This window comes from Mycobacterium sp. 852014-50255_SCH5639931, assembly GCF_001665605.1.
GTDB lineage: Bacteria > Actinomycetota > Actinomycetes > Mycobacteriales > Mycobacteriaceae > Mycobacterium > Mycobacterium paraffinicum.
Genome location: NZ_LZSV01000031.1, coordinates 92,781 through 114,009, shown reverse-complemented (window position 1 = coordinate 114,009; position 21,229 = coordinate 92,781). Strand labels below are relative to the sequence as shown.

The window sequence follows — 21,229 nt, the reverse complement described above, 5'->3', positions numbered from 1 at the left end:
TCAGCGCTGGCAGGACGGGCACCAGTACGTGACCCGTTCCCCGGAGTCGTCGTAGTTGATAGGGGTGCCGCAGCGACGGCAACCCTGCCCGGCGCGCCCGTAGACCCACAGCTGCCGCCCGGCCCGGGTATCGCCGGTGGTGCAGCGGTTCCAGCGGGAGCGGTTCAGCCACAACATGTCTCGAGCACGGGCGACCAGCCGGCGCGGGTCGGCGACCGCGCTCACCGGTGCGGTGGGCAGGTGTCCGCTGACGAAACACAGCTCGTTGCAGTAGACATTGCCGATGCCCGCCAGCACCCGCTGGTCGAGCAGCGCCTGGGCGAGCGGCCGGTCCGGTTGGGCCGCCAGGTTGGCGGCGGCGATGGTGGCGTCCCAGTCCTCGCCCAGCAGATCGGGCCCCAGGTGAGCGACGGCGTCCCCGTCGCGGTCGCGCTCCAGGATCTCCAGGACGCCGAGGTCCACGCCGACGGCGCGGACGGCGCCGGCTTCCAAGACGATCCGTGCCCGGTGGTCGACCCGCACCGGCCGGTCGCCGACCCGCCAGCTGCCGTCCATCTTCAGGTGTGAGTGGATGCTCGCCCGGCCCACTCGGATGAACAGGTGCTTGCCCCGGCTGATCACCTCGTCGACCGTCTGCCCGGTGAGGTCGACAGTCGCGTACCGGGGGACGCGGACGTCGCAGCGCGTCAGGGTGCGCCCGACCAGCTGCTCGCGCAGGACGGCCGCGGTGTGCCAGACGGTGTCTCCTTCGGGCATCGCTATCGCGGCCTTACCGGAGCCGTAGTCCGCGCGGTGTGCGGGCAAACCCCGCTTCCTGCAAGCCGTCCGCCACCGGGCTGGGCCCGTTTTGGGGCTGCAGCGCCGGTGCGCCGTCGATGCGTTCGACCAGGATCGATGCGACGCGCCGGGAGGCGACCAGCTCGGCCAGCGCCGCGGCCGCCGCGTGGTGGGCCGCCGGGTCGTCGATGAAGGTGAGCAGTGATCGCCCGCCGCGCTCCAGGAACCAGGCGAGGTGGCCGTCGACCAGCACGACGAGCGCGCCGGCCTTGCGGCCCGGCCGCGCGCCCTCCGCGCCGGACGCCGGCCATGGCAGCGCGGCGCCGTAGGGATTGGCCGGGTCGGCGGCGGCCAGCACGACCGCCCGGTATTCCGGCCGCTCGGGGTCGATCCCGTCGCTGTAGCTGCGCAGCCGGTCGACGGTCGAGGCGACGGCGAACTGGGCGCCGCCCAGCGACTCGACGAAATAGCCGCGCTGGCACCGGCCGGCTTCCTCGAAGGTGCTCAGCACCTTGTAGAGAGTGGCGAACCCGCCGGTGATGCCCTCGGCCGCGACCGCGCCCCGGGTCAGCACGCCGTGGCGGCCCAGCAGCAGCTCCGCCTGGTAGTGGGCGCGCACCGTGGAATCGGGCTCGGGTGGCGGCAGGGCCGACCACCGGCCCGCCACCGTCGGGTCGGTGGGGCGGGACTGCGCGTGCGCCACGCTGTATCGGCTCAGGCGCGGCGGCCGATGTGACCGGTGCGCCGGGGCCGAGCGTTTGCGGTTGCCCACGCCGCCGAGCATCGCGCGTACCGGCGCGAAGGTGTCACCGGTGACCCACCCGGCCCAGATCAGCTCCCACAGCGCGGCTTTGAGTTCGGCGTCGGGGATGCCGCTCTGGGCCAGCTGACGGAAGAAGTACGCGCCGCCGCCGGCCAGCGTGTCCAGGATCGCGCGGTGGGGTTCGGTGAAGTCGATTTCGGCGGGCCCGGCCAGCGTCAAGGGCGCGGAGTCGCCCACGTGCAATGCGACCCAGCCGTCACTGGCCGAGATCGACCCGGCGCCCGACCAGGTCACCTCCCCGGTGGCGAGCAGCTCGTCGAGCATGGCGGGGGAGTAGTCCCGGACCCGCGGGCCCAGCACCAGGGGTTCGACTGCGGACGCCGGCATCCGGACCCCGGCCAGCTGGTCGACCACGGACATCAGGCCGTCCAGCCCCGATTGGCCCGACGAACCGGGGGAGGCCACCCGATGCCAGGCCGGCAGGAACCTTCCGTACGCGGCGGTGCTCACCGGTTCGACCTGCGCGCGCAGCGCGGCCAGCGAACGCCGCCGCAAGACGCGCAGCACTTCGGCGTCGCACCACTGCTCGCCTCCGGACGCCGCGGAGGTTTCCGTGGCGGCGACGAAGTCACCGCGCACCAGCCGGCCGTCGGTGGCCAACCGGCCCAGCACGTCGGCCGTCACCCGCAGCCCCAGCCCGAACCGGGCGGCGGCTGCGGCGGTGGTGAACGGGGTGTGGGTGCGCGCGTAGCGGCCCAGCAGCTCGCCCAGCGGGTCGGCCACCGCCTCGGTGAAGGCGGCCGGCACGCCCAGCGGAACCGGCGCCCCGACGCCGTCGCGCAGGCGGCCGATGTCCTCGATGGCCACCCACCAGCTGCAACCGGCGAACGACACGGGCAGCGCCCGCCGCGCCGCGAGCAGGCCTTCGAGCCAGCCACCCACCTCGGCCCCGCCGGCGCGGGCGGCGACCTCGTCCTCGGTCATCGGCCCCAGCAGCCGCAGCAGGTCCGCGACGCCTTCGGCGTCGCGCGCGGCTCGGTCGGCCGACAGGTGCTGCAACTGGCGGCCGGTGGCGGCGATGACGTCCGGGTCGAGCAGCTCGCGCAGCTCGACCCGGCCGAGCAGCTCGGCCAGCAGCGTGCTGTCCAGCGACAGCGCCGCGGCCCGGCGCTCGGCCAGCGGGGTGTCGCCCTCGTACATGAAGGCGCCGACGTAGCCGAACAGCAGGGACGCCGCGAACGGGGACGGCCGCGCCGTCTCCGTTTCGAGCACCCGCACCTTGCGCTGGGCGATGCCGGCCATCAGGGCGACCAGGGCGGGCACGTCGTACACGTCCTGCAGGCATTCGCGGATGGTTTCCAGCACGACCGGGAAGTCGGGGTATTTGCGGGCCACGTCCAGCAGCTGGGCGGCCCGCTGGCGCTGGTGCCACAGCGGCGACCGCTTACCCGGGTGCCGGCGGGGCAGCAGCAGCGCGCGGGCCGCGCACTCCCGGAACCGCGACGCGAACAGCGCCGAACCGCCCACCTCATCGGTGACGATCGGATCGATCTCGTCGGCGTCGAAGACGAACAACTCGGCGCCGGGTGGGGTCTCGCCGGTGTCGGACAGCGTGTCCGGCAGCCGCACCACGATGCCGTCGTCGGAGGCGGTCGGCTTCTCGTCGAGGCCGTAGCGTTCGCGCAGCCGCCGGCCCACCGCCAGCGCCAGCGGCCCGTTCACCCGCAGCCCGTACGGCGAGTGCAGGATCACCCGCCAGTCGCCCAGTTCGTCGCGGAACCGCTCGACCAGCAGGGTGGTGTCGGTGGGGACCACGCCGGCGGCGGTCCGCTGCTCGTCCAGCAGCGCCCACAGGTTGTCGGTGGCGTAGGCGTCGAAGCCCAGGCCCGCGCACCGGGCGTCGAAGGCGGCACGGTCGAGTCCGGCCAGCTCGCCGGTGAACGCGCCCAGCGCGGCGCCCAGCTCGGCGGGCCGGCCCGCGTCGTCGCCGCGCCAGAAGGGCAGCCGGGCCGGCTGGCCGGGCGCGGGGATCACCAAAACGCGGTCGTGGGTGATCTCGGTGATTCGCCAGCTGGTGGCGCCCAGCGAGATGACGTCACCGGGCCGGGACTCGTACACCATTTCCTCGTCCAATTCGCCCACGCGCGACGGCTTTTCCGACTCGCTGGCGAGGTAGACGGTGAACATGCCGCGGTCCGGGATGGCGCCGCCGGAGGTGACGGCCAGCCGCTGCGCGCCGGGCCGCGCCGTCAGCGTGCCGGTGTCGCGGTCGTAGACCAGGCGGGGACGCAACTCGGCAAACTCGGTCGAGGGGTACTTGCCCGACAGCAGGTCGAGGGTGGCCTCGTACACGCTGCGCGGCAGCGTCGCGAAGGGGGCGCTGCGGCGCACCGTGTCGAACCACCGATCGGCGTCCAGCGGCTCCAGCGCGGCGGCCGCCACCGTCTGTTGCGCCAGGATGTCCAGCGGGTTGGCGGGCACCCGCATCGTCTCGATCTCGCCGGCGAGCATCCGCTGCACGGTGACCGCACAGCCGATCAGGTCGGTGCGGTGCTTCGGGAACAGCACGCCCTGGGACACCTCGCCGACCTGGTGGCCGGCCCGCCCGATGCGTTGCAGGCCGCTGGCCACCGACGGGGGGGCCTCCACCTGGATCACCAGGTCGACCGCGCCCATGTCGATGCCGAGTTCCAGGCTCGACGTCGCCACCACCGCCTTGAGCAGCCCACGCTTGAGGTCCTCCTCGACCAGGGCGCGCTGCTCCTTGCTGACCGAGCCGTGGTGGGCGCGCGCCAACAGCGGCTCGGCGCCGTAGGTCTGGCCGCTGCCCATGATGTGCGCGGGCGCCCCGCCCGCCACCTTCGGGTTGGTCTCGCCCGACAGTCCCACACCACAGCGTTCGGCGTGGATCTCGTTGAGCCGTGCGGTGAGCCGCTCGGCCAGCCGCCGCGAGTTGGCGAACACGATGGTCGAGTTGTGCGCCTCGATCAGGTCGACCAGCCGCTCCTCGACGTCGGGCCAGATGCTGTTGTTGGCCAGGTTGGCCATGTCTGGCACCGGCACCTGCACCGCCAGCTCGACGGTCTTGGCCGCCCGGGGCGCGACAATGGTGGTCGGTTGCTGCCCGGACAGGAACCGGGCGAGCTCTTCGGGTGGACGCACCGTCGCCGACAACCCGATGCGCTGTGCGGGCGGCCCCTCCCGCAGCTCTTGTGACAAGTCCTGGAGCCGCTCCAGTGACAGCGCCAGGTGCGCGCCGCGCTTGCCGGCGGCGATGGCGTGGATCTCGTCGACGATCACCGTCCGCACGCCGGCGAGCGTTTCGCGCGCGGCCGAGGTGAGCATCAGGAACAGCGACTCCGGCGTGGTGATCAGCACGTCGGGGGGTCGCGCGATGAGCTGTCGGCGTTCGGCGGGCGGGGTGTCGCCGGAGCGGACGCCGACGCTGATGTCGGGCGGGGGGAGCCCGTGGCGCTCGGCGATGCGGGTGAGGCCGGCCAGCGGGGTGCGCAGGTTGCGCTCGACGTCGACCGCCAGCGCCTTGAGCGGGGACACGTAGAGCACGCGCGTGCCGGCCGGCTGTTCGGCCGAGCCGTCGACACCGGCGGGGTTGGCGAGGGAATCCAGGGCCCACAGGAACGCCGCGAGCGTCTTGCCGGATCCGGTCGGCGCGACCACCAGTGTGTTGTCGCCGTCGGCGATGGCGTCCCAGGCTTCGGCCTGCGCGGTGGTGGGCCCGGCGAACGTGCTGGTGAACCATTCGCGCGTGGTCGCGCTGAACCGGCCTAACGGGTCACGGGTGGTCACCTCACCATGGTGCCAAGGCGTACCGACAAGAGCGCGGGCTAGCGCGGCTGGATTCGGGCCGTCGCCATCGCGTGCGACAGCTCTGGGGGTATGTCCGGCACGCGGGCGATGGCGTCGAACAGTGAGTGCGCGCAAGCGTCGGCGAGGCGCTCGGCGTCGATGGTGGGATCGATGATGCGCTGGCGGCACAGCTCGAAGGTGAACGCCAGCCAGCCGTGACAGATCACCCGGAGGTCGCGCTCGACGTCCCCTTCCAGCTTCGCCCCGGAGATGTTGGCCACCAGGTCGTGGATGCGGTTCATGATGTGTTCGAGCTGGCGATTCTTGGCTTCGTCGTCGACGCCCAGCAGAACCGGATCGGACCGGCCCAGCCCGACATAGGCGGCCCAGGCGGCCTCCGGATTCTGCTCGTGGTAGGCCATGTACGCCATGACCCCGGCCCGCACCTCTTCGTACATGGTGAGGCCGGTGGCGTCGTCCATGTTGGTGGTCTCGTACAGCCGGTCGGCCTCGTCCTTGACCACCGCGGCGAAGAAGGCGCGCTTGTCGGGGAAGTAGTGATACATCAGCGCCCGGGACACTCCGGCGCGCTCGGCGATCTCGTCGATCCGCACCTCGTCGTAGGGTCGCTTTCCGAAGACTTCGGCCCCCAAAGCGAGCAGCTCAGCGCGTCGATCCTCGGGGGATAACCGCCTTCGGCCTGTCGGCATGTGAGAGATAGTACTCACCGGTCCTGAGTCACCGACCACATTGTGTCTTTCCCGGCTCCACGCCCCGGGCCAGCGGTAATCCATCCGAATAATTGACGGTGCGGGCTATTCGCGCGCCGATGGGAATTTCGCCGGCAATACCCAGGACTGAGCCGTTTTGCCGGGTTTGCCGATGGGTATTTGTCCCCATGCGATTTCCGCTTGTCATCGCGCGGTAACCATTGCGGTGCAGCAAACGATGAACAAAACATTGATTACCCGGGATATGAGGGGCACGGATGCACAAGGCGGATGAGCGATCGGGTGGTGATCGCTTGGGGCAGGAAGACGGCGAGGTGCGTGCCGCCATCCGGTTCGCAGCGGTGGCCGCGGCCGTGGCGGTCGGCTTCCTGGTCATGGCCGCGCTGTGGGTGAGCACCTGTCCCGGCACCGGTGCGGACACCGCGGCGTGCGGCGCGCCCCAGCGGACATTGCTGGCGCTGGGCGGACCGCTGATCCTGCTGGCGGCCGGCCTCTGGGCATTCTGGCGCACCTATCAGGTATGGAAGGCGCAAGGCACCTGGTGGGGATGGCACGGCGCAGGCTGGTTTCTGTTCACGCTGATGGTGCTGATGGTCGCCATGGGCGTGGCGCCGATCGCCGGCCCGGCGCTGGTCCTCTGACTGGGGTCTCGCCAATGCCTCCCGGGGGATCTACCGTTGATGGTGCAACCCGTATTGAGCTGCGAATGGTTTACCAATCTCCACTAGGAGCAGCCATGGGAGACACATTTCACGACCCAGTCGACCATCTCAGGACAACGCGGCCACTCGCCGGGGAGTCGCTGATCGACGTACTGCACTGGCCCGGCTACCTGTTGGTGGTAGCTGGTGTGATCGGAGGATCCGGAAGCCTGTCGGCTTTCGGCAGCGGGCATCAGCACGAGGGCATGACCGCGGGCGTGGTGGCGATCATCGCCACGGTCCTCGGGTTGGTGTGGGTGGCGATCGAGCACCGGCGGATCCGCCGGATCGCGGATCGCTGGTACGCCGAGCACCCCGAGGTACACAGGCAGTGGCCCGCCAGCTAGGAGCGCTTGCGCCGCGGCGTCGCTGAGCGCCGAACCCTTTTTGTCGGGAAGTAAACGCGCGGGGGGTTACCCGCCTCGTCGAGTGGGTATCACGTGTGCACCATGATGAGTGCTGGAAGGGTTGCGTCAGCGTGGTCACCCCATGGGGGGCAGGAACACGAAGACACCGACATAGATGCTTACAGCGAGAACTACCAATACGACCAGCGCGATCCCGGCGATCATCGCCACGCGCTCGAGCCGCCGTGTCCGAACCGTTTCGGTGGTTTCCGGCCTGTCCACATCGGGCCGCACACCCGGCGGAAACCATGACTAATCGGCTCGAACGCACGGTCCACGGCGGGCTGCGGGGCGGTAGTAGTGTCAGTCAAACATTGCCGGGAGACCAGATGAACGATGCGGGATTGCGCACTAACAAACGTCAGCGTGGCCATCGCGCCGTCGAATTGCACGTCGCTGCACGTCTGGAGAACTTGGCGATGCTGCGGACGCTTGTCGGTGCGATCGGCACCTTCGAGGACCTGGACTTCGACGCCGTCGCGGATCTGCGCCTTGCGGTCGACGAAGTGTGCACCCGGCTGATCCGCTGCGCGACGCCCGACGCGACCCTCGTCGTGGTGGTGGACCCGCAGGACGACCAGTTGGTGGTGGAGGCGTCGGCGGCGTGTGACACCCATGACGTGGTCGCTCCCGGCAGCTTCAGCTGGCACGTGCTGACGTCCTTGGCCGATGACGTCCAGACTTTCCACGATGGTCGCGAGCCCAACCAAACCGGCAGCGTTTTCGGTATCACGCTGACGGCGCGACGGGCGGCCTCCAGCAGGTGACCCCACCAGCTGCCGGCGGTTCGGTCTCGCGCCCGAACGAGTACGCCGATGTCCCGGAGATGTTCCGAGAGTTGGCCACTATCGACGCCGGCTCGATGGAATTCCAGCGTCAACGGGACAAGATCGTCGAGCGCTGCCTGCCCCTGGCCGATCACATCGCCCGCCGGTTCGAGGGCCGCGGCGAGCCCCGCGACGACCTCGTCCAGGTGGCGCGCGTGGGGCTGGTCAACGCGGTGGTGCGGTTCGACGTCGAGGCCGGCTCTGACTTCGTGTCCTTCGCGGTGCCCACGATCATGGGCGAGGTCCGCAGGCATTTTCGCGACAACAGCTGGTCGGTCAAGGTACCGCGGCGCCTGAAGGAACTGCACCTGCGTCTCGGCACCGCCACCGCCGATCTGTCGCAACGGCTCGGCCGGGCGCCCACCGCGACCGAACTGGCCGCCGAACTCGACATGGACCGCGAGGAGGTCGTCGAGGGCCTCGTGGCGGGCAGCTCGTACAACACTTTGTCCATCGACAGCGGCGGCGGCAGCGAGGAGGACGAAGCCCGCGCGATCGCCGACACCCTGGGCGACGTGGATACCGGTCTGGACCGGATCGAGGATCAGGAGTCGCTGCGCCCACTGCTGGAGGCCCTGCCCGAGCGGGAGCGGACGGTGTTGGTGCTCAGGTTCTTCGAGTCGATGACGCAGACCCAGATCGCCGAGCGGGTCGGCATCTCGCAGATGCACGTGTCCCGGCTGCTGGCGAAGTCGCTAACGCGGCTGCGCGACCAACTGCAGTAGGGACGGCGGCTCTTCGCCCTCCGCTCGCAGCGGTTCCAGAAGTGGCTCGGCCATCGGTGTCGTCACCGGGAGGGTGCCGTCGGGGTCGCAGATGCGCAGCAACCGCGCCACCGCCGGGCTCGGTGCCATCGCCCAATGGGCCTGGGCGCCCGAGCAGACGACGTTGATGCGGTGTAGCGCCGAAAAGCCGGCCGTGCCAATGAACTTCAGGCCGCGCAGGTCCAGGATCACGCGCCGGGAACGAGCGACGACGTGTCGGACGTACGCCGCGAGCTGGTCGGCGTTGGCGGCGTCGAGCTCACCGTCCACCGTGACCAGGGTCCCCGACGGCCCCCAGCGCGCCGTGAACTGCGCCGCGCGACTGTGCTGCCAAGATTGGGCCACAGACATTACTGACTCCATCCGTAGAGCAGTTGTGCTGCGGAAAACGTCAGGCGTGGATTGAAGCGGAAAACAGGGAGTTCGCCCTCCCCGCGCCAAATTGACGTGATCCGGACGGCTGTGAACTCAACCTGACTCGAACGCTACCCGCGCCAGACCTGGTCGACAACTGTTTCCCAGGAATATCGTCCGGCGGCTATTTGATCTCGGCGAGCACCGTGCCCTGGGTGATGGCGGCGCCGGCCTCGACCGCAAGGCCGGTGATGACACCGTCCTTGTGCGCGGTGACCGGGTTCTCCATCTTCATCGCCTCGAGGACCACGACCAGGTCGCCGGTGGCGACCTCCTGTCCCTCCTCGACCGCGACCTTGACCACCGTGCCCTGCATGGGGGCGGTCACGGCGTCACCGGAGGCGGCGGCACCCGCATGCGCCCCGCGCTTGCGCGGCTTGGGCTTCTTGCGGATGACGCCGGCCGGATCCGCGGCGCCGTTGGAAAGCGCCAGATCGCCGGGCAGCGAGACCTCGAGGCGCCGGCCACCGACCTCCACGACCACCGTCTGGCGGGGCCGGGCGTCTTCCTCGTCGAGGGGCTCGCCAGCGGTGAAGGGCTCGATGGTGTTGTTCCACTCGGTCTCGATCCAGCGGGTGTGCACCGAGAAGCTGTCGCCGTCACCGATGAAAGCGGGATCGGACACCACGGCGCGGTGGAACGGGATGACGGTGGCCAGCCCTTCCACGTGGAATTCGTCGAGGGCGCGGCGGGAGCGGGCCAGGGCTTCTTCGCGGGTGGCGCCGTACACGATCAGCTTGGCCAGCATCGAGTCGAACTGGCCGCCGATCACCGAACCGGCCTCGACGCCGGAGTCCAGGCGGACGCCGGGCCCGCTGGGAGTGTCGTAGCGGGTGACCGGGCCGGGCGCCGGCAGGAAGCCACGTCCGGCGTCCTCGCCGTTGATCCGGAATTCGATGGCGTGGCCGCGTGGCGTCGGATCCTCGGTGAGATCCAGCTTTTCGCCGTTGGCGATCTTGAACTGCTGCAACACCAGGTCGATGCCCGCGGTCTCCTCGGTGACCGGGTGCTCGACCTGCAGCCGGGTGTTGACCTCCAGGAACGAGATCAGGCCGTCCTGGCCGACCAGGTATTCGACGGTGCCGGCGCCGTAGTAGTGCGCCTCCTTGCAGATGCGCTTGGCCGACTCGTGGATCTCCTTGCGCTGCGCGTCGGTCAGGAACGGGGCGGGCGCCTCCTCCACCAGCTTCTGGAAGCGGCGTTGCAGGGAGCAGTCGCGGGTGCCCGCGACGATGACGTTGCCGTGCTGGTCGGCGATCACCTGCGCCTCGACGTGGCGGGGCTTGTCCAGGTAGCGCTCGACGAAGCATTCGCCGCGGCCAAAGGCGGCGACGGCTTCGCGCACCGCCGATTCGTACAGGTGCGGGATCTCTTCGATGGTGCGCGCGACCTTCATGCCGCGGCCGCCGCCACCGAAGGCCGCCTTGATGGCGATCGGGACGCCGTACTCCTCGGCGAAGGCCACCACCTCGTCGGCGTCCTTGACCGGGTCGGGCGTGCCGGGCACCAGGGGAGCCTGGGCGCGTGCCGCGATGTGGCGGGCGGTGACCTTGTCACCGAGGTCGCGGATCGACTGGGGGCTCGGGCCGATCCAGATCAGGCCGGCGTCGAGGACCGCCTGCGCGAAATCGGCGTTCTCCGAGAGGAACCCGTAGCCGGGGTGGATGGCGTTGGCGCCCGACTTGGCCGCCGCGTCGAGGAGCTTGCCGAAGTCCAGGTAGGACTCCGCGGAAGTCTGGCCACCCAAGGCGAACGCCTCGTCGGCGAGGCGCACGTGCGGGGCGTCGGCGTCGGGCTCGGCGTACACCGCCACGCTGGGCAGGCCCGCATCGCGAGCCGCGCGGATCACCCGGACAGCGATCTCGCCGCGGTTGGCGACAAGCACTTTGGAGATCCTCGAGCTGGCGTGACTAGCCACTGCGCCTCCTGTTTGGCATATCTGAAGCGGACGTGTTTCCGCCGTGGGCTTCTTTAAGAGAGTTTCTTACAACTCCCGGGAAGTCTAAGCGCCGCGCCGTCAGGCCGATCAGGCGGTGCCGGAATTTGGAGCCGACTCGCGCAGCCGCCGCTTGATGCGGGCGAGCATCGCCGACATGCCGCGCAGCCGCAGCGGGCTGATCAGCGCGGCCAAGCCCAGGTCGGTGTAAAAGTCCTCGGGCACCGCCAAAATGTCGGCCGCGGGCTGCTCGTCGAGACCGGCGGCCAGGATCGACGCGAACCCCCTGGTGGTCGGCGCCTCGGCGGGCGCGCTGAAGTGCAACCGCACCCGGTTCGGGTCGCTGGCATCGACGTGGAGGAAGAGCGGGGTCTGGCATTCGGGCACCGGCTCCATGGCCTGCTCTTCCAGCTCGGGAGGCAGGGCCGGGAGGTCGTTTGCGAATTCCAGCAGCAGCGTCAGCTTGTCCTGGCCCTGGACTTCGGCGAAGTCGGAGACCACCTCGGCTAACGGGGCGGGCAGGGTCATCGGACCGGAACGGCCCCCGGCTCTTCACCTGCGACGATCGGCGTGCGCACGGTGTTGCCCCACTCGGTCCACGATCCGTCGTAGTTGCGCACCCCGGGCTTGCCCAGCAGGTAGGTGAGCACGAACCAGGTGTGGCTGGACCGCTCGCCGATGCGGCAGTACACGACGGTCTTGTCGTCCGGGGTGATGAAGTCGTAGAGCTCCTCGAGCTCCTCGCGGCTGCGGAATCGCCCGCTCTCGTCGACCGCCTTGGCCCACGGGATGGACCGGGCGGTGGGGATGTGGCCGCCGCGCAGCACGCCCTCCTCGGGGTAGTCGGGCATGTGGGTGCGCTTGCCGGTGTACTCGTCCGGCGAGCGCACGTCGATCAGCGGCTGGGTGCCGAGGATGGCCAGCACGTCGTCCTTGAAGGCCCGGATGGGCTCGTCGTTGCGGGCGACGACGGGGTAGCCGGTGGAGGTCTTGGTGGGGACGTCCAGGGTGGTCTCCCGGCGCTCGGCCAGCCACAGGTCGCGCCCGCCGTTGAGCAGGCGCACATCGGGGTGGCCGAACAACGTGAAGACCCACAGCGCGTAGGCGGCCCACCAGTTGCTCTTGTCGCCGTAGATCACCACGGTGTCGTCGCGCGAGATGCCTTTGCGGTCCATCAATTCGGCGAACTGCTCGCCGTTGATGTAGTCGCGGACCCTCGGGTCGTTGAGGTCGGTGTGCCAGTCGATCTTGACCGCGCCGGGGATATGGCCGACGTCGTAGAGCAAGACGTCCTCGTCGGATTCGACGATCACCAGGCCGGGGGTGCCCTGATGGGCGGAGAGCCAGTCGGCGGTGACCAGCCGTTCGGGGTGGGCGTAGGCCGTCAGAGTCGGGCTTGGATCCGGGGGTAATGCCACGCCTCCGAGCCTACCGTCAGCTCGGAAACGGCAATCGGGTCAGTGCTTGCGGACTAGCCGCTCGGGCACGCCGGGGTTCCAGATGGTGATGTCCAGATGGCCGTCGCGGACCTCAACCGCCGATGCCCCGGTGACGTCGGTGGCGAGCAGGTCGAATCGCTGCTCGCGCAGGTCCAATCCGGTCTCGGAGAACAGCGTCTCGGCGAAGCGCCGGTGCACCGCGCCGTAGGGAACGACGCGGGCCAGGCCCCACAGCTTCGCGTCGCCGTCGGTCACCTCGGTGTCGACCGTCGCGGTGTGCAGACAGAACCTCGGGTCGCGCGCCAGATCGAGGAACTTAGTGGTGGCCGGCATCCCGGGCAGCCACAGCTCTTCCTCGAAGATCCGCGGCTCCATCGGGCTGATCCGGGGGAACCCGTCGGAGCGCAGGGTGGCCAACATGCACAGGTTGCCGCTGGCGAGATGTCGACGGGTGAAGATGCCGGCGATGCGCGGCGCTTGGGCGGTGAACTCGGTCCAAGTGGTCATGGCTTGACCCTAGGGTTTCCGCCGAACCTGTAATTCTGCGGAGAAAGTGCGAGTGGGCGCCTGCGGATTTACGGGTTCGGCGTTGCCGCCCACAGCTGGGTCACCGACAGCCCCACCCTTCCCAACATGGACCGCAGCAGCGGCAGGCTCACACCGATCACGTTCGACGGGTCGCCGTCGATCCCGTCGACGAACCAGCCGCCCAGCCCGTCGAGGGTGAACCCGCCGGCCACGTGCAGCGGCTCGCCGCTGGCGACGTAAGCCCGCAGGTCCTCCTCCGTGGGTACGGCGAAACGCACTGTGGTGCAAGCGGATTCCACTTCGCGATGGGTGATCGCGCCACCCACCAGCCGCAGCAGACAGTGCCCGGTGTGCAGCCGGCCCGACCGGCCACCCATGCGACGCCACTGGGCCATCGCTTCGCCGGCCGACCCGGGCTTGCCGCACAGTTCGCCGTCGAGATAGAGCATCGAATCGCAGCCGACGACAACGCAATCGGCGGCGACGGCACCGGCCAGTTCGCCCGCCACGCGCTCGGCCTTGGCCGCCGCCAGCGCGCACACCACCTCAGCGGGCGCGGCTTCGGGCCGCAGCTCCGCGACGACGGCGTCTTCGTCCAAGCCGGAGACCACGACCAGCGGATCGATGCCGGCCTGGCGCAGCACCTGCAGGCGGCCCGACGAGGCCGACCCGAGGACCAGCCGGGTCAATGCTTCATGTGCGTCATTTGCTGCATGGTGAGCCGCTGGTAGTTGGACATCGCGAACCGCAGCCGGTCCACCGGCAGGCCCCAGCGGGTGGGCTCGGGCTCGGTGGGCTCGGGGACGCCGCCACCGACGACGCCCAGCGCGGTGACCAGCGCGGCCACCTCCTCGTCGGTGGGGCGACCCTTGAGGACGTGGATGTGCGGCTCGTGCGGCTGGTGCGCGGCTTCGGTTGTCTCAGAGCCGTTTTCGTCGCTCATGGCCGGATCGTTCGCCTCACTCCCGTCGCTCACCGCGTTCGCTCCGCTCGTTCGGCTCACAGCGGGATGTTCCCGTGCTTCTTGGGGGGCAGGTGCGCGATCTTTCGTTCCAGCAGCCGCAGCGCCGTGCCGATGTAGCCGCGGGTGTGCGACGGCGGGATCACCGCGTCGACGTAGCCCCGCTCGGCGGCGACGTAGGGGTTGACCAACGTGTCCTCGTACTCCTGCTGCAGCTCCAGGCGCAGCGCGTCGACGTCCTTGCCCTCCTTGGCCGCCTCGGAGAGCTGCTTGCGGTAGACGAAGCCGACGGCCCCGGAGGCGCCCATCACCGCGATCTGCGCCGTCGGCCAGGCGATGTTGACGTCGCAGCCCATGTCCTTGGAGCCCATGACGCAGTACGCGCCGCCGTAGGCCTTGCGGGTGATCACGGTGATCTTCGGGACGGTGGCCTCGCCGTAGGCGAACAGCAGCTTGGCGCCGCGCCGGATGATGCCGTTGTATTCCTGGCCGGTGCCCGGCAGGAAGCCCGGGACGTCCACCAGCATGATGATCGGGATGTTGAAGCAGTCGCAGGTCCGCACGAACCGGGCCGCCTTCTCCGAGGCGTTGATGTCCAGGCAGCCGGCGAACTGTGTGGGCTGGTTGGCCACGATCCCGACCGGTCGGCCCTCGATGCGGCCGAAGCCGACGACGATGTTGGTGGCGTAGCCGTTCTGGATTTCCAGGAACTCGTCGTCGTCGAGGATCCGGGTGATCACCTCGTGCATGTCGTACGGCTGGTTGGCGGAGTCCGGGATCAGCGTGTCCAGCTCGAGGTCCTCCTCGGTGAGGTTGTCCTCGATGGCGCCCTCGGGGACGGGCTCGGCGTAGCGCGGCGCGTCGGTGGCGTTGTTGGGCGGCAGGTAGCTCAGCAGGTCGCGCACCCAGTCGAAGGCGTCCTGCTCGCCCGATGCGACGTAGTGCAGGGTGCCCGACTTGGCCATGTGGGTGTGGGCGCCCCCGAGCTCCTCCATCGTGACGTCCTCGCCCGTGACGGTCTTGATGACATCCGGCCCGGTGATGAACATCTGGCTGGTCTGGTCGACCATCACCACGAAGTCGGTCAGGGCGGGGGAGTACACGTGCCCACCGGCGGCGGCGCCCATGATCAGCGAGATCTGCGGGATCACGCCGGAGGCCAGGATGTTGTTCCGGAAGATCTTGCTGTACAGGCCGAGCGAGACGACACCCTCCTGGATACGCGCGCCGGCGCCGTCGTTGATGCCGATCAGCGGGCGGCCGGTCTTGATCGCCAGTTCCTGAATCTTGACGATCTTCTCGCCGTACACCTCGCCGAGGCTGCCGCCGAACACCGTGGCGTCCTGGCTGAAGATGCACACTTCGCGACCGTCGATGGTGCCGTAGCCGGTGATCACGCCGTCGCCGAGCGGGCGGTTGTTCTCCAGGCCGAAGTTCTTGCTGCGGTGCCGCGCCAGCGCGTCGAGTTCGACGAACGAGTCCTCGTCGAGCAGGGCGAGGATGCGCTCACGGGCGGTCAGCTTGCCCTTGGCGTGCACCTTCTCGACGGCCTCTTCACCCACCGGGTGCAGCGACTCTTCGCGGCGCTTGTGCAGCTCGGCCAGCTTGCCTGCGGTGGTGTGGATGTCGATGGTGTGCTCAGCGGCCGGCTCCGCGGTGTGGTCGGTAACGCTTGTCATGGGATCCGAGCTTAGCGGCGGGCTAGTCTCCGCTGATGGACTGGGCGACCGAATGCGATGTGCTGGTCGCGGGATCGGGCGGTGGCGGCGTCACCGGTGCCTACACCGCGGCGCGCGAAGGCCTGGACGTGTTGCTGGTGGAGGCGACGTCTAAATTCGGCGGGACCACCGCCTACTCCGGTGGGGGCGGCGTCTGGTTCCCGTGCAACCCGGTGCTGCTGCGGGCCGGGGGCCCTGGCTCGTTTGACGACACCATCGAGGACGCGCTCACCTACTACCACGCCGTCGTCGGTGACCGCACCCCCCGTGAACTGCAGGAAACCTATGTCCGCGGCGGCGCCCGGCTGATCGAGTACCTGGAAGCCGACCCCCTGCTGAAGTTCGTGCCGTTGCCCTGGCCGGACTACTACGGCAAAGCGCCGAAGGCGCGGCTGGACGGCCAGCGCCACATCGCCGCGAAGCCCTGGAAGGTGGCCGCCGCCCCCGAACTGCGGGAGGTGATCCGCGGGCCGCTGGACACCGACCGGCTCGGCGCGGAACCGCCCTCCGACTACTTCCTCGGGGGTCGGGCGCTGATCGCGCGGTTCCTCAAGGCGATTGAGCAGTATCCGACGGCCTCGCTGCGGCGTGACACCGCCCTGGTCGAGTTGGTGATGTCCGAAGGGGCGGTGACGGGCGCGATCGTCGAGAGCGACGGTGAGCGCCGCGCGATCCGGAGCCGGCTGGGGGTGCTGCTGGCCGCCGGCGGCTTCGAGAACAACGAGGAGTTGCGGCGCGAATACGGGGTGCCGGGCGCGACCCGAGACACCATGGGCGGCCCGGGGAGTCGGGGGCTGGCGCTGCAGGCCGGCATCGCCGCGGGCGCCGACACCGACCTGCTGGATCAGGCGTGGTGGTCGCCGGGCATGACCCACCCGGACGGCCGGTCCGCGTTCGCGCTGTGGTTCACCGGTGGCATCTTCGTGAACCAGGACGGCAACCGGTTCGTCAACGAGTCCCGTGCGTACGACCGGGCCGGCCGCGAGATCATCGCGCAACTGCAGGACGGGTCAATCACGTTGCCGTACTGGATGATCTACGACGACAGGGAGGGCGAAGTGCCTCCGGTGAAGGCGGCCAACGTCCCCATCGTCGAGACGGAGCGCTACGTCGCCGCCGGCCTGTGGCACTCGGCGGACACCCTGGAGGAACTGGCCGACAAGATCGGTGTCCCGGGCCGGCAGCTGGCGGCAACGGTGGCCCGGTTCAACGGTTTTGCCGCGTCCGGCGTCGACGGGGACTTCGGCAGGGGCGACGAGGCTTTCGACCGCGCGTTCTCGGGGGGCGCCTCGCCACTGGTGCCCATCGATCGGCCGCCGTATCACGCCGCGGCTTTCGGCATTTCGGATCTGGGCACCAAGGGCGGCCTGCGCACCGACACCGCCGCCCGGGTGCTCGACACGTCCGGCAACCCCATCCCCGGTTTGTACGCCGCCGGCAACACGATGGCCGCGCCCAGCGGCACCGCCTACCCCGGCGGCGGCAACCCGATCGGAACCAGCATGCTGTTCAGCCACCTGGCCGCCCTGGACATGCGAGACGCGAGCCGCCGGCGCCGGTGAGTTCTAGGCTGGGTCCAGTGACAGACCGAGACCAGCTCAGAGCACCGCTGGACCAGGCCGCGCTGCGCGCCGAACTGATCGGCACCGGACTGGGCTGGCGCCGACTCGACGTCGTCGAACAGACCGGCTCCACGAACGCCGACCTGCTCGCGCGAGCGGCGTCGGGGACCGACGTGGCCGGGGCGGTGCTGATCGCCGAGCACCAGACGGCGGGCCGCGGGCGGCACGGCCGCAGCTGGTCGGCCACCCCGCGGACCCAGATCACGATGTCGGTTGGCATCAGCATCGTCGACGTGCCGACCGCCGGCTGGGGCTGGTTGCCCCTGGCCACCGGGGTGGCGGTGGTCGACACGGTGGCCCCACTGCTCGGCGGCGTTCCGGTGGGGCTCAAGTGGCCCAACGACGTGCTGGCCGGCGCCCCCGAATCCCCGGGCAAGCTGGCCGGCATCCTCGCCGAGGTGGCACGGCCGGTGGTGGTGATCGGCTTGGGGCTCAACGTGTTTCAGGCGCCCGACGGCATCGAGGGGGCCACCTCGCTGCTCGACCTCGGTGTGCAGGCTCCCGACCGCACCCTGCTGGTGTGCGGGCTGTTGTCCGAGCTCGGCCGGCGGATCGTGGCGTGGCGCGCCGCGCGCGGGGCGGACTGGGCGCTGGCAGCCGACTACCGGGCGCGCAGCCTGACCATCGGCCACCGGGTGCGGGCCCACCTGCCCGGCGGCAAGGAAGTGGTCGGGGACGCGACCGCCGTCGACGACCAGGGCAGGCTGTGCATCGACACCGGGGGAGAGACCGTCGTCGTCTCGGCGGGCGACGTGGTGCATTTGCGCTAGTTGTCCGGCCCCGCGCGGCTAATGTCGGCGGGCATGAGCTACCCGGATAACGTCCTGGCCGCGGGCGAGCAGGTTATCGTCCACCGCCACCCGCACTGGAAGCGGTTGATCTGGCCCGTCGTGGCCCTGCTGCTGGCGACCGCGCTGGCGGCGTTCGGGTCGGGCTACCTGAACTCGACTCATTGGGGGCAGCTGGCCAAGAACATCATCTACGGCGTCATCTGGGGCATCTGGCTGGTAATCGTCGGCTGGCTGACGCTGTGGCCGTTCCTGAGCTGGCTGACCACTCATTTCGTCGTGACGAACCGGCGGGTGATGTTTCGGCACGGGGTGCTGACCCGCACCGGAATCGATATCCCCCTGGCGCGGATCAACAGCGTGGAATTCCGCGATCGGATCACTGAGCGAATGTTTCGCACCGGCACGCTGATTATTGAATCGGCGTCACAGGATCCGTTGGAGTTCTACGACATTCCGCGCCTGCGCGAGGTGCACGCGCTGCTGTATCACGAAGTTTTCGACACCCTGGGTTCGGAGGAGTCGCCCAGCTGACCCCGCCGGCCGGCCCGGTTGCGCCAGGTGCGCAGCGGAGTGACGTTCCCGCCCTCGATCTCGTCCTCGAGCATCTCGGCGATGCCGCCGGCGGTGAGGGCGGATTCCAGTGCCTTGTCGGGGTTGCGCGCGAACTCGTCGGGGAACACCCAGCGCCGGAACGCCCAGAAGCGGAAGGCCATCTGCAGCAGGTTGCCGATGATGTAGGCCGAGATGAAGTCGGCGATGTTCTCCACGGTCAGCGAGACCATCGGCTCCCGCAGCTGCAGGACGTAGCTGGAGAACCACAGCGGCGCCATGGACAGCAGCACCCCCACACCGCTGAAGGCGAAGAACAGCAGCGCCTCGTGGTGACGTTCCCGGCCGCCGCGATCGCGGAAGCTCCACTCGCGGTTCAACACGTAGGACGCGATCACCGCGACGATGCCGGCGATGACCTTCGCGGTGACCGGCTTGGAGTCCAGAATTGTCAGTTTCAGCGTGTAGAAAATCGCCGAGTCGATCACGAACGTGGTTCCGCCGACGATGGCGAATTTGATCAGTTCGTGGTGGCGCAGCAAATAGGGCTGAATAAACCCGGGCATGCGTTCGATTGCGGCGTCGGCGAAGGGCACAAGTGGTCAGTGTACGGACGGACACAAAATCGACGCAAAATCGTACATAACGATTCGGTGTCACCGCCGGTCAACACGCCGCCCGCGCCGTGACACCATGATGGCCGTGCCGAGTACACGCCCGCCCAGGGCCGCCCCCGCAGTAGCGCCGTTGGTCGCCATGGTCGGCGGCGGCCAGCTCGCCCGGATGACCCATCAGGCCGCGATCGCCCTGGGGCAGACGCTGCGGGTGCTGGCGACCGCCGCCGACGAGCCGGCCGCGCAGGTCACCCCCGACGTCGTGATCGGTTCACACACCGAGCTGGAAGACCTGCGCCGGGTCGCCGCCGGGGCCCATGTCCTGACGTTCGACCACGAGCATGTGCCGGGCGAGCTGCTGGACAAGCTGGTCGCCGAGGGCGTCAACGTCGCCCCGCCGCCGCAGGCGCTGGTGCACGCCCAGGACAAGCTGGTCATGCGGCGGCGGCTGGAGTCGCTGGGCGTTCCCGTGCCCAGCTACGCCGAAATCCGGAGCGTCGACGAACTCGATGCCTTCGCGCGGCGCATCGCCGGCCCCGTGGTCGTGAAAGCGGTGCGCGGCGGCTACGACGGCCGCGGGGTGCGGATGGCACGCGACCCTCTGCATGCGAGAGAGATCGCGGCCGACTTCCTGGCCGATGAGGTGCCGGTGATGGCCGAGGAGCAGGTGAGTCTGCGCCGCGAACTGTCGGCGCTGGTGGCGCGCTCACCGTTCGGCCAGGGCGCGGCGTGGCCGGTCGTCGAGACGGTGCAACGGGACGGGATCTGCGTGCAGGTGATCGCGCCCGCGCCCGGGCTGCCCGACAACGTCGCCGCCGCGGCCCAGCAGCTGGCGCTGCGCCTGGCCGCCGAGCTGGGCGTGGTCGGGGTGTTCGCCGTCGAGCTGTTCGAGACCACCGACGGAGAGCTGCTCGTCAACGAGCTGGCGATGCGGCCGCACAACTCCGGGCACTGGACCATGGACGGGGCGCGCACCAGTCAATTCGAACAGCACGTGCGCGCGGTGCTGGACTATCCGCTGGGCGACACCGACGCCATCGCGCCGGTGACGGTGATGGCCAACGTGCTCGGCGCCGCGGAGCGGCCCGCGATGACAATCGACGAGCGGTTGCACCACCTGTTCGCGCGGATGCCCGACGCCCGGGTGCACCTCTACGGCAAGGAGGAACGGCCCGGTCGCAAGGTCGGCCACGTCAATTTCCTGGGCACCGACATGGCGGAGGTGGCCGCGCTGCGGACGCGTGCCGAGTTGGCGGCACACTGGTTGTCGCACGGGCAGTGGACGGACGGATGGGATCCGCATGCCGGCGACGATAAACAGAGCAGTGCGATAGGAAAAGGCGGGAGAAGCGGCATAAATGGCCATGAGTGAGCAACCCCGCGTCGGGGTCATCATGGGCAGCGACAGCGACTGGTCGGTGATGTCCGACGCCGCCGCGGCGCTGGCCGAGTTCGACGTACCGGCCGAGGTTCGGGTGGTCTCGGCGCATCGCACGCCCCAGGTGATGTTCGACTACGCGCGCGGCGCGGCCGACCGCGGCATCGAGGTGATCATCGCTGGAGCCGGCGGCGCCGCCCACCTGCCCGGGATGGTCGCGTCGGCGACGCCGCTGCCGGTGATCGGGGTGCCGGTGCCGCTGGCGCGGCTGGACGGCCTCGACTCGTTGCTGTCGATCGTGCAGATGCCCGCGGGCGTCCCGGTGGCCACGGTCTCGATCGGCGGCGCGCGCAATGCGGGCCTGCTCGCCGTGCGCATCCTCGGCTCATCCGATCCCGCGCTGCGGGCCCGCCTCGTCGAGTTCCAAGGCCAGCTGGCCGAGAGCGTGCGCGCCAAGGATGAGGCGCTACAGCAGCTGCACGGTAAAGTTACCGGTGAGTAG

Annotated in this window: 21 protein-coding genes; 9 read left to right on the top strand and 12 right to left on the bottom strand. The window is 69.7% G+C overall.

The window, feature by feature from the left end; genetic code table 11:
- Genes nei2 through A5758_RS18100 form a run of 3 tightly spaced genes read right to left on the bottom strand, consistent with a single transcriptional unit; the run spans nt 1 to nt 6,057 of the window.
- Nucleotides 1-756: an endonuclease VIII Nei2 gene (gene nei2 / locus A5758_RS18110; protein ID WP_067742704.1), complete on the bottom strand. Its 756-nt coding sequence runs from the start codon at nt 754-756 to the stop codon at nt 1-3.
- A 13-nt stretch (nt 757-769) separates the two neighbouring features.
- Nucleotides 770-5,347: an ATP-dependent helicase gene (locus tag A5758_RS18105; RefSeq protein ID WP_067742701.1), complete on the bottom strand. Its 4,578-nt coding sequence runs from the start codon at nt 5,345-5,347 to the stop codon at nt 770-772.
- 38 nt (nt 5,348-5,385) lie between these two features.
- The gene (locus tag A5758_RS18100) at nt 5,386-6,057 is read right to left on the bottom strand and encodes a TetR/AcrR family transcriptional regulator (RefSeq protein ID WP_067742698.1); all 672 of its coding nucleotides are present in this window, start codon (nt 6,055-6,057) and stop codon (nt 5,386-5,388) included.
- A gap of 278 nt (nt 6,058-6,335) precedes the next feature.
- Here A5758_RS18100 and A5758_RS18095 point away from each other — a divergent pair, with 278 nt between their 5' ends.
- The 4 genes from A5758_RS18095 to A5758_RS18080 all read left to right on the top strand — a co-directional run bounded on the left by A5758_RS18095 (nt 6,336) and on the right by A5758_RS18080 (nt 8,738).
- Nucleotides 6,336-6,719: a hypothetical protein gene (locus tag A5758_RS18095; protein WP_067742695.1), complete on the top strand. Its 384-nt coding sequence runs from the start codon at nt 6,336-6,338 to the stop codon at nt 6,717-6,719.
- 95 nt (nt 6,720-6,814) lie between these two features.
- Entirely contained in the window at nt 6,815-7,126 is a 312-nt protein-coding gene (gene usfY, locus A5758_RS18090; protein ID WP_067205219.1) for a protein UsfY, read from the top strand.
- 389 nt (nt 7,127-7,515) lie between these two features.
- Nucleotides 7,516-7,953 carry an ATP-binding protein gene (locus tag A5758_RS18085; protein ID WP_055405180.1) on the top strand — a complete coding sequence of 146 codons (438 nt, stop codon included), beginning with the start codon at nt 7,516-7,518 and terminating at the stop codon, nt 7,951-7,953.
- The gene (locus A5758_RS18080) at nt 7,950-8,738 is read left to right on the top strand and encodes an RNA polymerase sigma factor SigF (RefSeq protein ID WP_067205222.1); all 789 of its coding nucleotides are present in this window, start codon (nt 7,950-7,952) and stop codon (nt 8,736-8,738) included. Before A5758_RS18085 ends, A5758_RS18080 begins: the two co-directional genes overlap by 4 nt.
- On the opposite strand, the gene A5758_RS18075 is transcribed toward A5758_RS18080, so the two are convergent.
- The 8 genes from A5758_RS18075 to A5758_RS18040 all read right to left on the bottom strand — a co-directional run bounded on the left by A5758_RS18075 (nt 8,709) and on the right by A5758_RS18040 (nt 15,734).
- Nucleotides 8,709-9,140, bottom strand: coding sequence for an STAS domain-containing protein (locus A5758_RS18075; RefSeq protein WP_067742692.1), 432 nt, complete (start codon nt 9,138-9,140; stop codon nt 8,709-8,711). The genes A5758_RS18080 and A5758_RS18075 overlap by 30 nt on opposite strands.
- Nucleotides 9,141-9,315: 175 nt before the next feature.
- A complete protein-coding gene (locus A5758_RS18070) occupies nt 9,316-11,109 on the bottom strand; it encodes an acetyl/propionyl/methylcrotonyl-CoA carboxylase subunit alpha (RefSeq protein ID WP_067205229.1) in 1,794 nt (597 codons plus the stop codon).
- Between the two features lie 108 nt (nt 11,110-11,217).
- Nucleotides 11,218-11,655 carry a SufE family protein gene (locus A5758_RS18065; RefSeq protein WP_067205233.1) on the bottom strand — a complete coding sequence of 146 codons (438 nt, stop codon included), beginning with the start codon at nt 11,653-11,655 and terminating at the stop codon, nt 11,218-11,220.
- Complete coding sequence (locus A5758_RS18060; protein WP_067205237.1) at nt 11,652-12,545, bottom strand: sulfurtransferase; 894 nt, start codon at nt 12,543-12,545, stop codon at nt 11,652-11,654. The genes A5758_RS18065 and A5758_RS18060 overlap by 4 nt, the downstream gene beginning before the upstream one ends.
- 39 nt (nt 12,546-12,584) lie before the next feature.
- Nucleotides 12,585-13,073 (bottom strand): pyridoxamine 5'-phosphate oxidase family protein, encoded by a 489-nt coding sequence (locus A5758_RS18055; RefSeq protein WP_067742689.1) that lies wholly within the window; start codon nt 13,071-13,073, stop codon nt 12,585-12,587.
- Between the two features lie 68 nt (nt 13,074-13,141).
- Complete coding sequence (locus A5758_RS18050) at nt 13,142-13,783, bottom strand: nucleoside triphosphate pyrophosphatase (RefSeq protein ID WP_067742687.1); 642 nt, start codon at nt 13,781-13,783, stop codon at nt 13,142-13,144.
- Entirely contained in the window at nt 13,780-14,037 is a 258-nt protein-coding gene (locus A5758_RS18045; protein WP_066949831.1) for an acyl-CoA carboxylase subunit epsilon, read from the bottom strand. The genes A5758_RS18050 and A5758_RS18045 overlap by 4 nt, the downstream gene beginning before the upstream one ends.
- Nucleotides 14,038-14,093: 56 nt before the next feature.
- Nucleotides 14,094-15,734 (bottom strand): acyl-CoA carboxylase subunit beta, encoded by a 1,641-nt coding sequence (locus A5758_RS18040; protein ID WP_067205248.1) that lies wholly within the window; start codon nt 15,732-15,734, stop codon nt 14,094-14,096.
- Nucleotides 15,735-15,769: 35 nt separating this feature from the next.
- Here A5758_RS18040 and A5758_RS18035 point away from each other — a divergent pair, with 35 nt between their 5' ends.
- Genes A5758_RS18035 through A5758_RS18025 form a run of 3 tightly spaced genes read left to right on the top strand, consistent with a single transcriptional unit; the run spans nt 15,770 to nt 18,717 of the window.
- Nucleotides 15,770-17,335, top strand: a complete 1,566-nt coding sequence (locus A5758_RS18035) for an FAD-binding protein (RefSeq protein ID WP_067742684.1) — start codon at nt 15,770-15,772, stop codon at nt 17,333-17,335.
- 17 nt (nt 17,336-17,352) lie between these two features.
- A complete protein-coding gene (locus A5758_RS18030) occupies nt 17,353-18,165 on the top strand; it encodes a biotin--[acetyl-CoA-carboxylase] ligase (protein WP_067742681.1) in 813 nt (270 codons plus the stop codon).
- A gap of 33 nt (nt 18,166-18,198) precedes the next feature.
- The gene (locus A5758_RS18025; RefSeq protein ID WP_066949936.1) at nt 18,199-18,717 is read left to right on the top strand and encodes a PH domain-containing protein; all 519 of its coding nucleotides are present in this window, start codon (nt 18,199-18,201) and stop codon (nt 18,715-18,717) included.
- Here A5758_RS18025 and A5758_RS18020 read toward each other — a convergent pair.
- Complete coding sequence (locus tag A5758_RS18020) at nt 18,672-19,331, bottom strand: GtrA family protein (protein ID WP_067205262.1); 660 nt, start codon at nt 19,329-19,331, stop codon at nt 18,672-18,674. The two genes, A5758_RS18025 and A5758_RS18020, sit on opposite strands and share 46 nt — an antisense overlap.
- A gap of 97 nt (nt 19,332-19,428) precedes the next feature.
- Here A5758_RS18020 and A5758_RS18015 point away from each other — a divergent pair, with 97 nt between their 5' ends.
- Together A5758_RS18015 and purE are read left to right on the top strand one after the other, a co-directional pair.
- On the top strand, nt 19,429-20,721 hold the full coding sequence (locus tag A5758_RS18015) for a 5-(carboxyamino)imidazole ribonucleotide synthase (protein ID WP_082939305.1): 1,293 nt from the start codon (nt 19,429-19,431) through the stop codon (nt 20,719-20,721).
- On the top strand, nt 20,708-21,229 hold the full coding sequence (gene purE / locus A5758_RS18010) for a 5-(carboxyamino)imidazole ribonucleotide mutase (RefSeq protein ID WP_067742678.1): 522 nt from the start codon (nt 20,708-20,710) through the stop codon (nt 21,227-21,229). Before A5758_RS18015 ends, purE begins: the two co-directional genes overlap by 14 nt.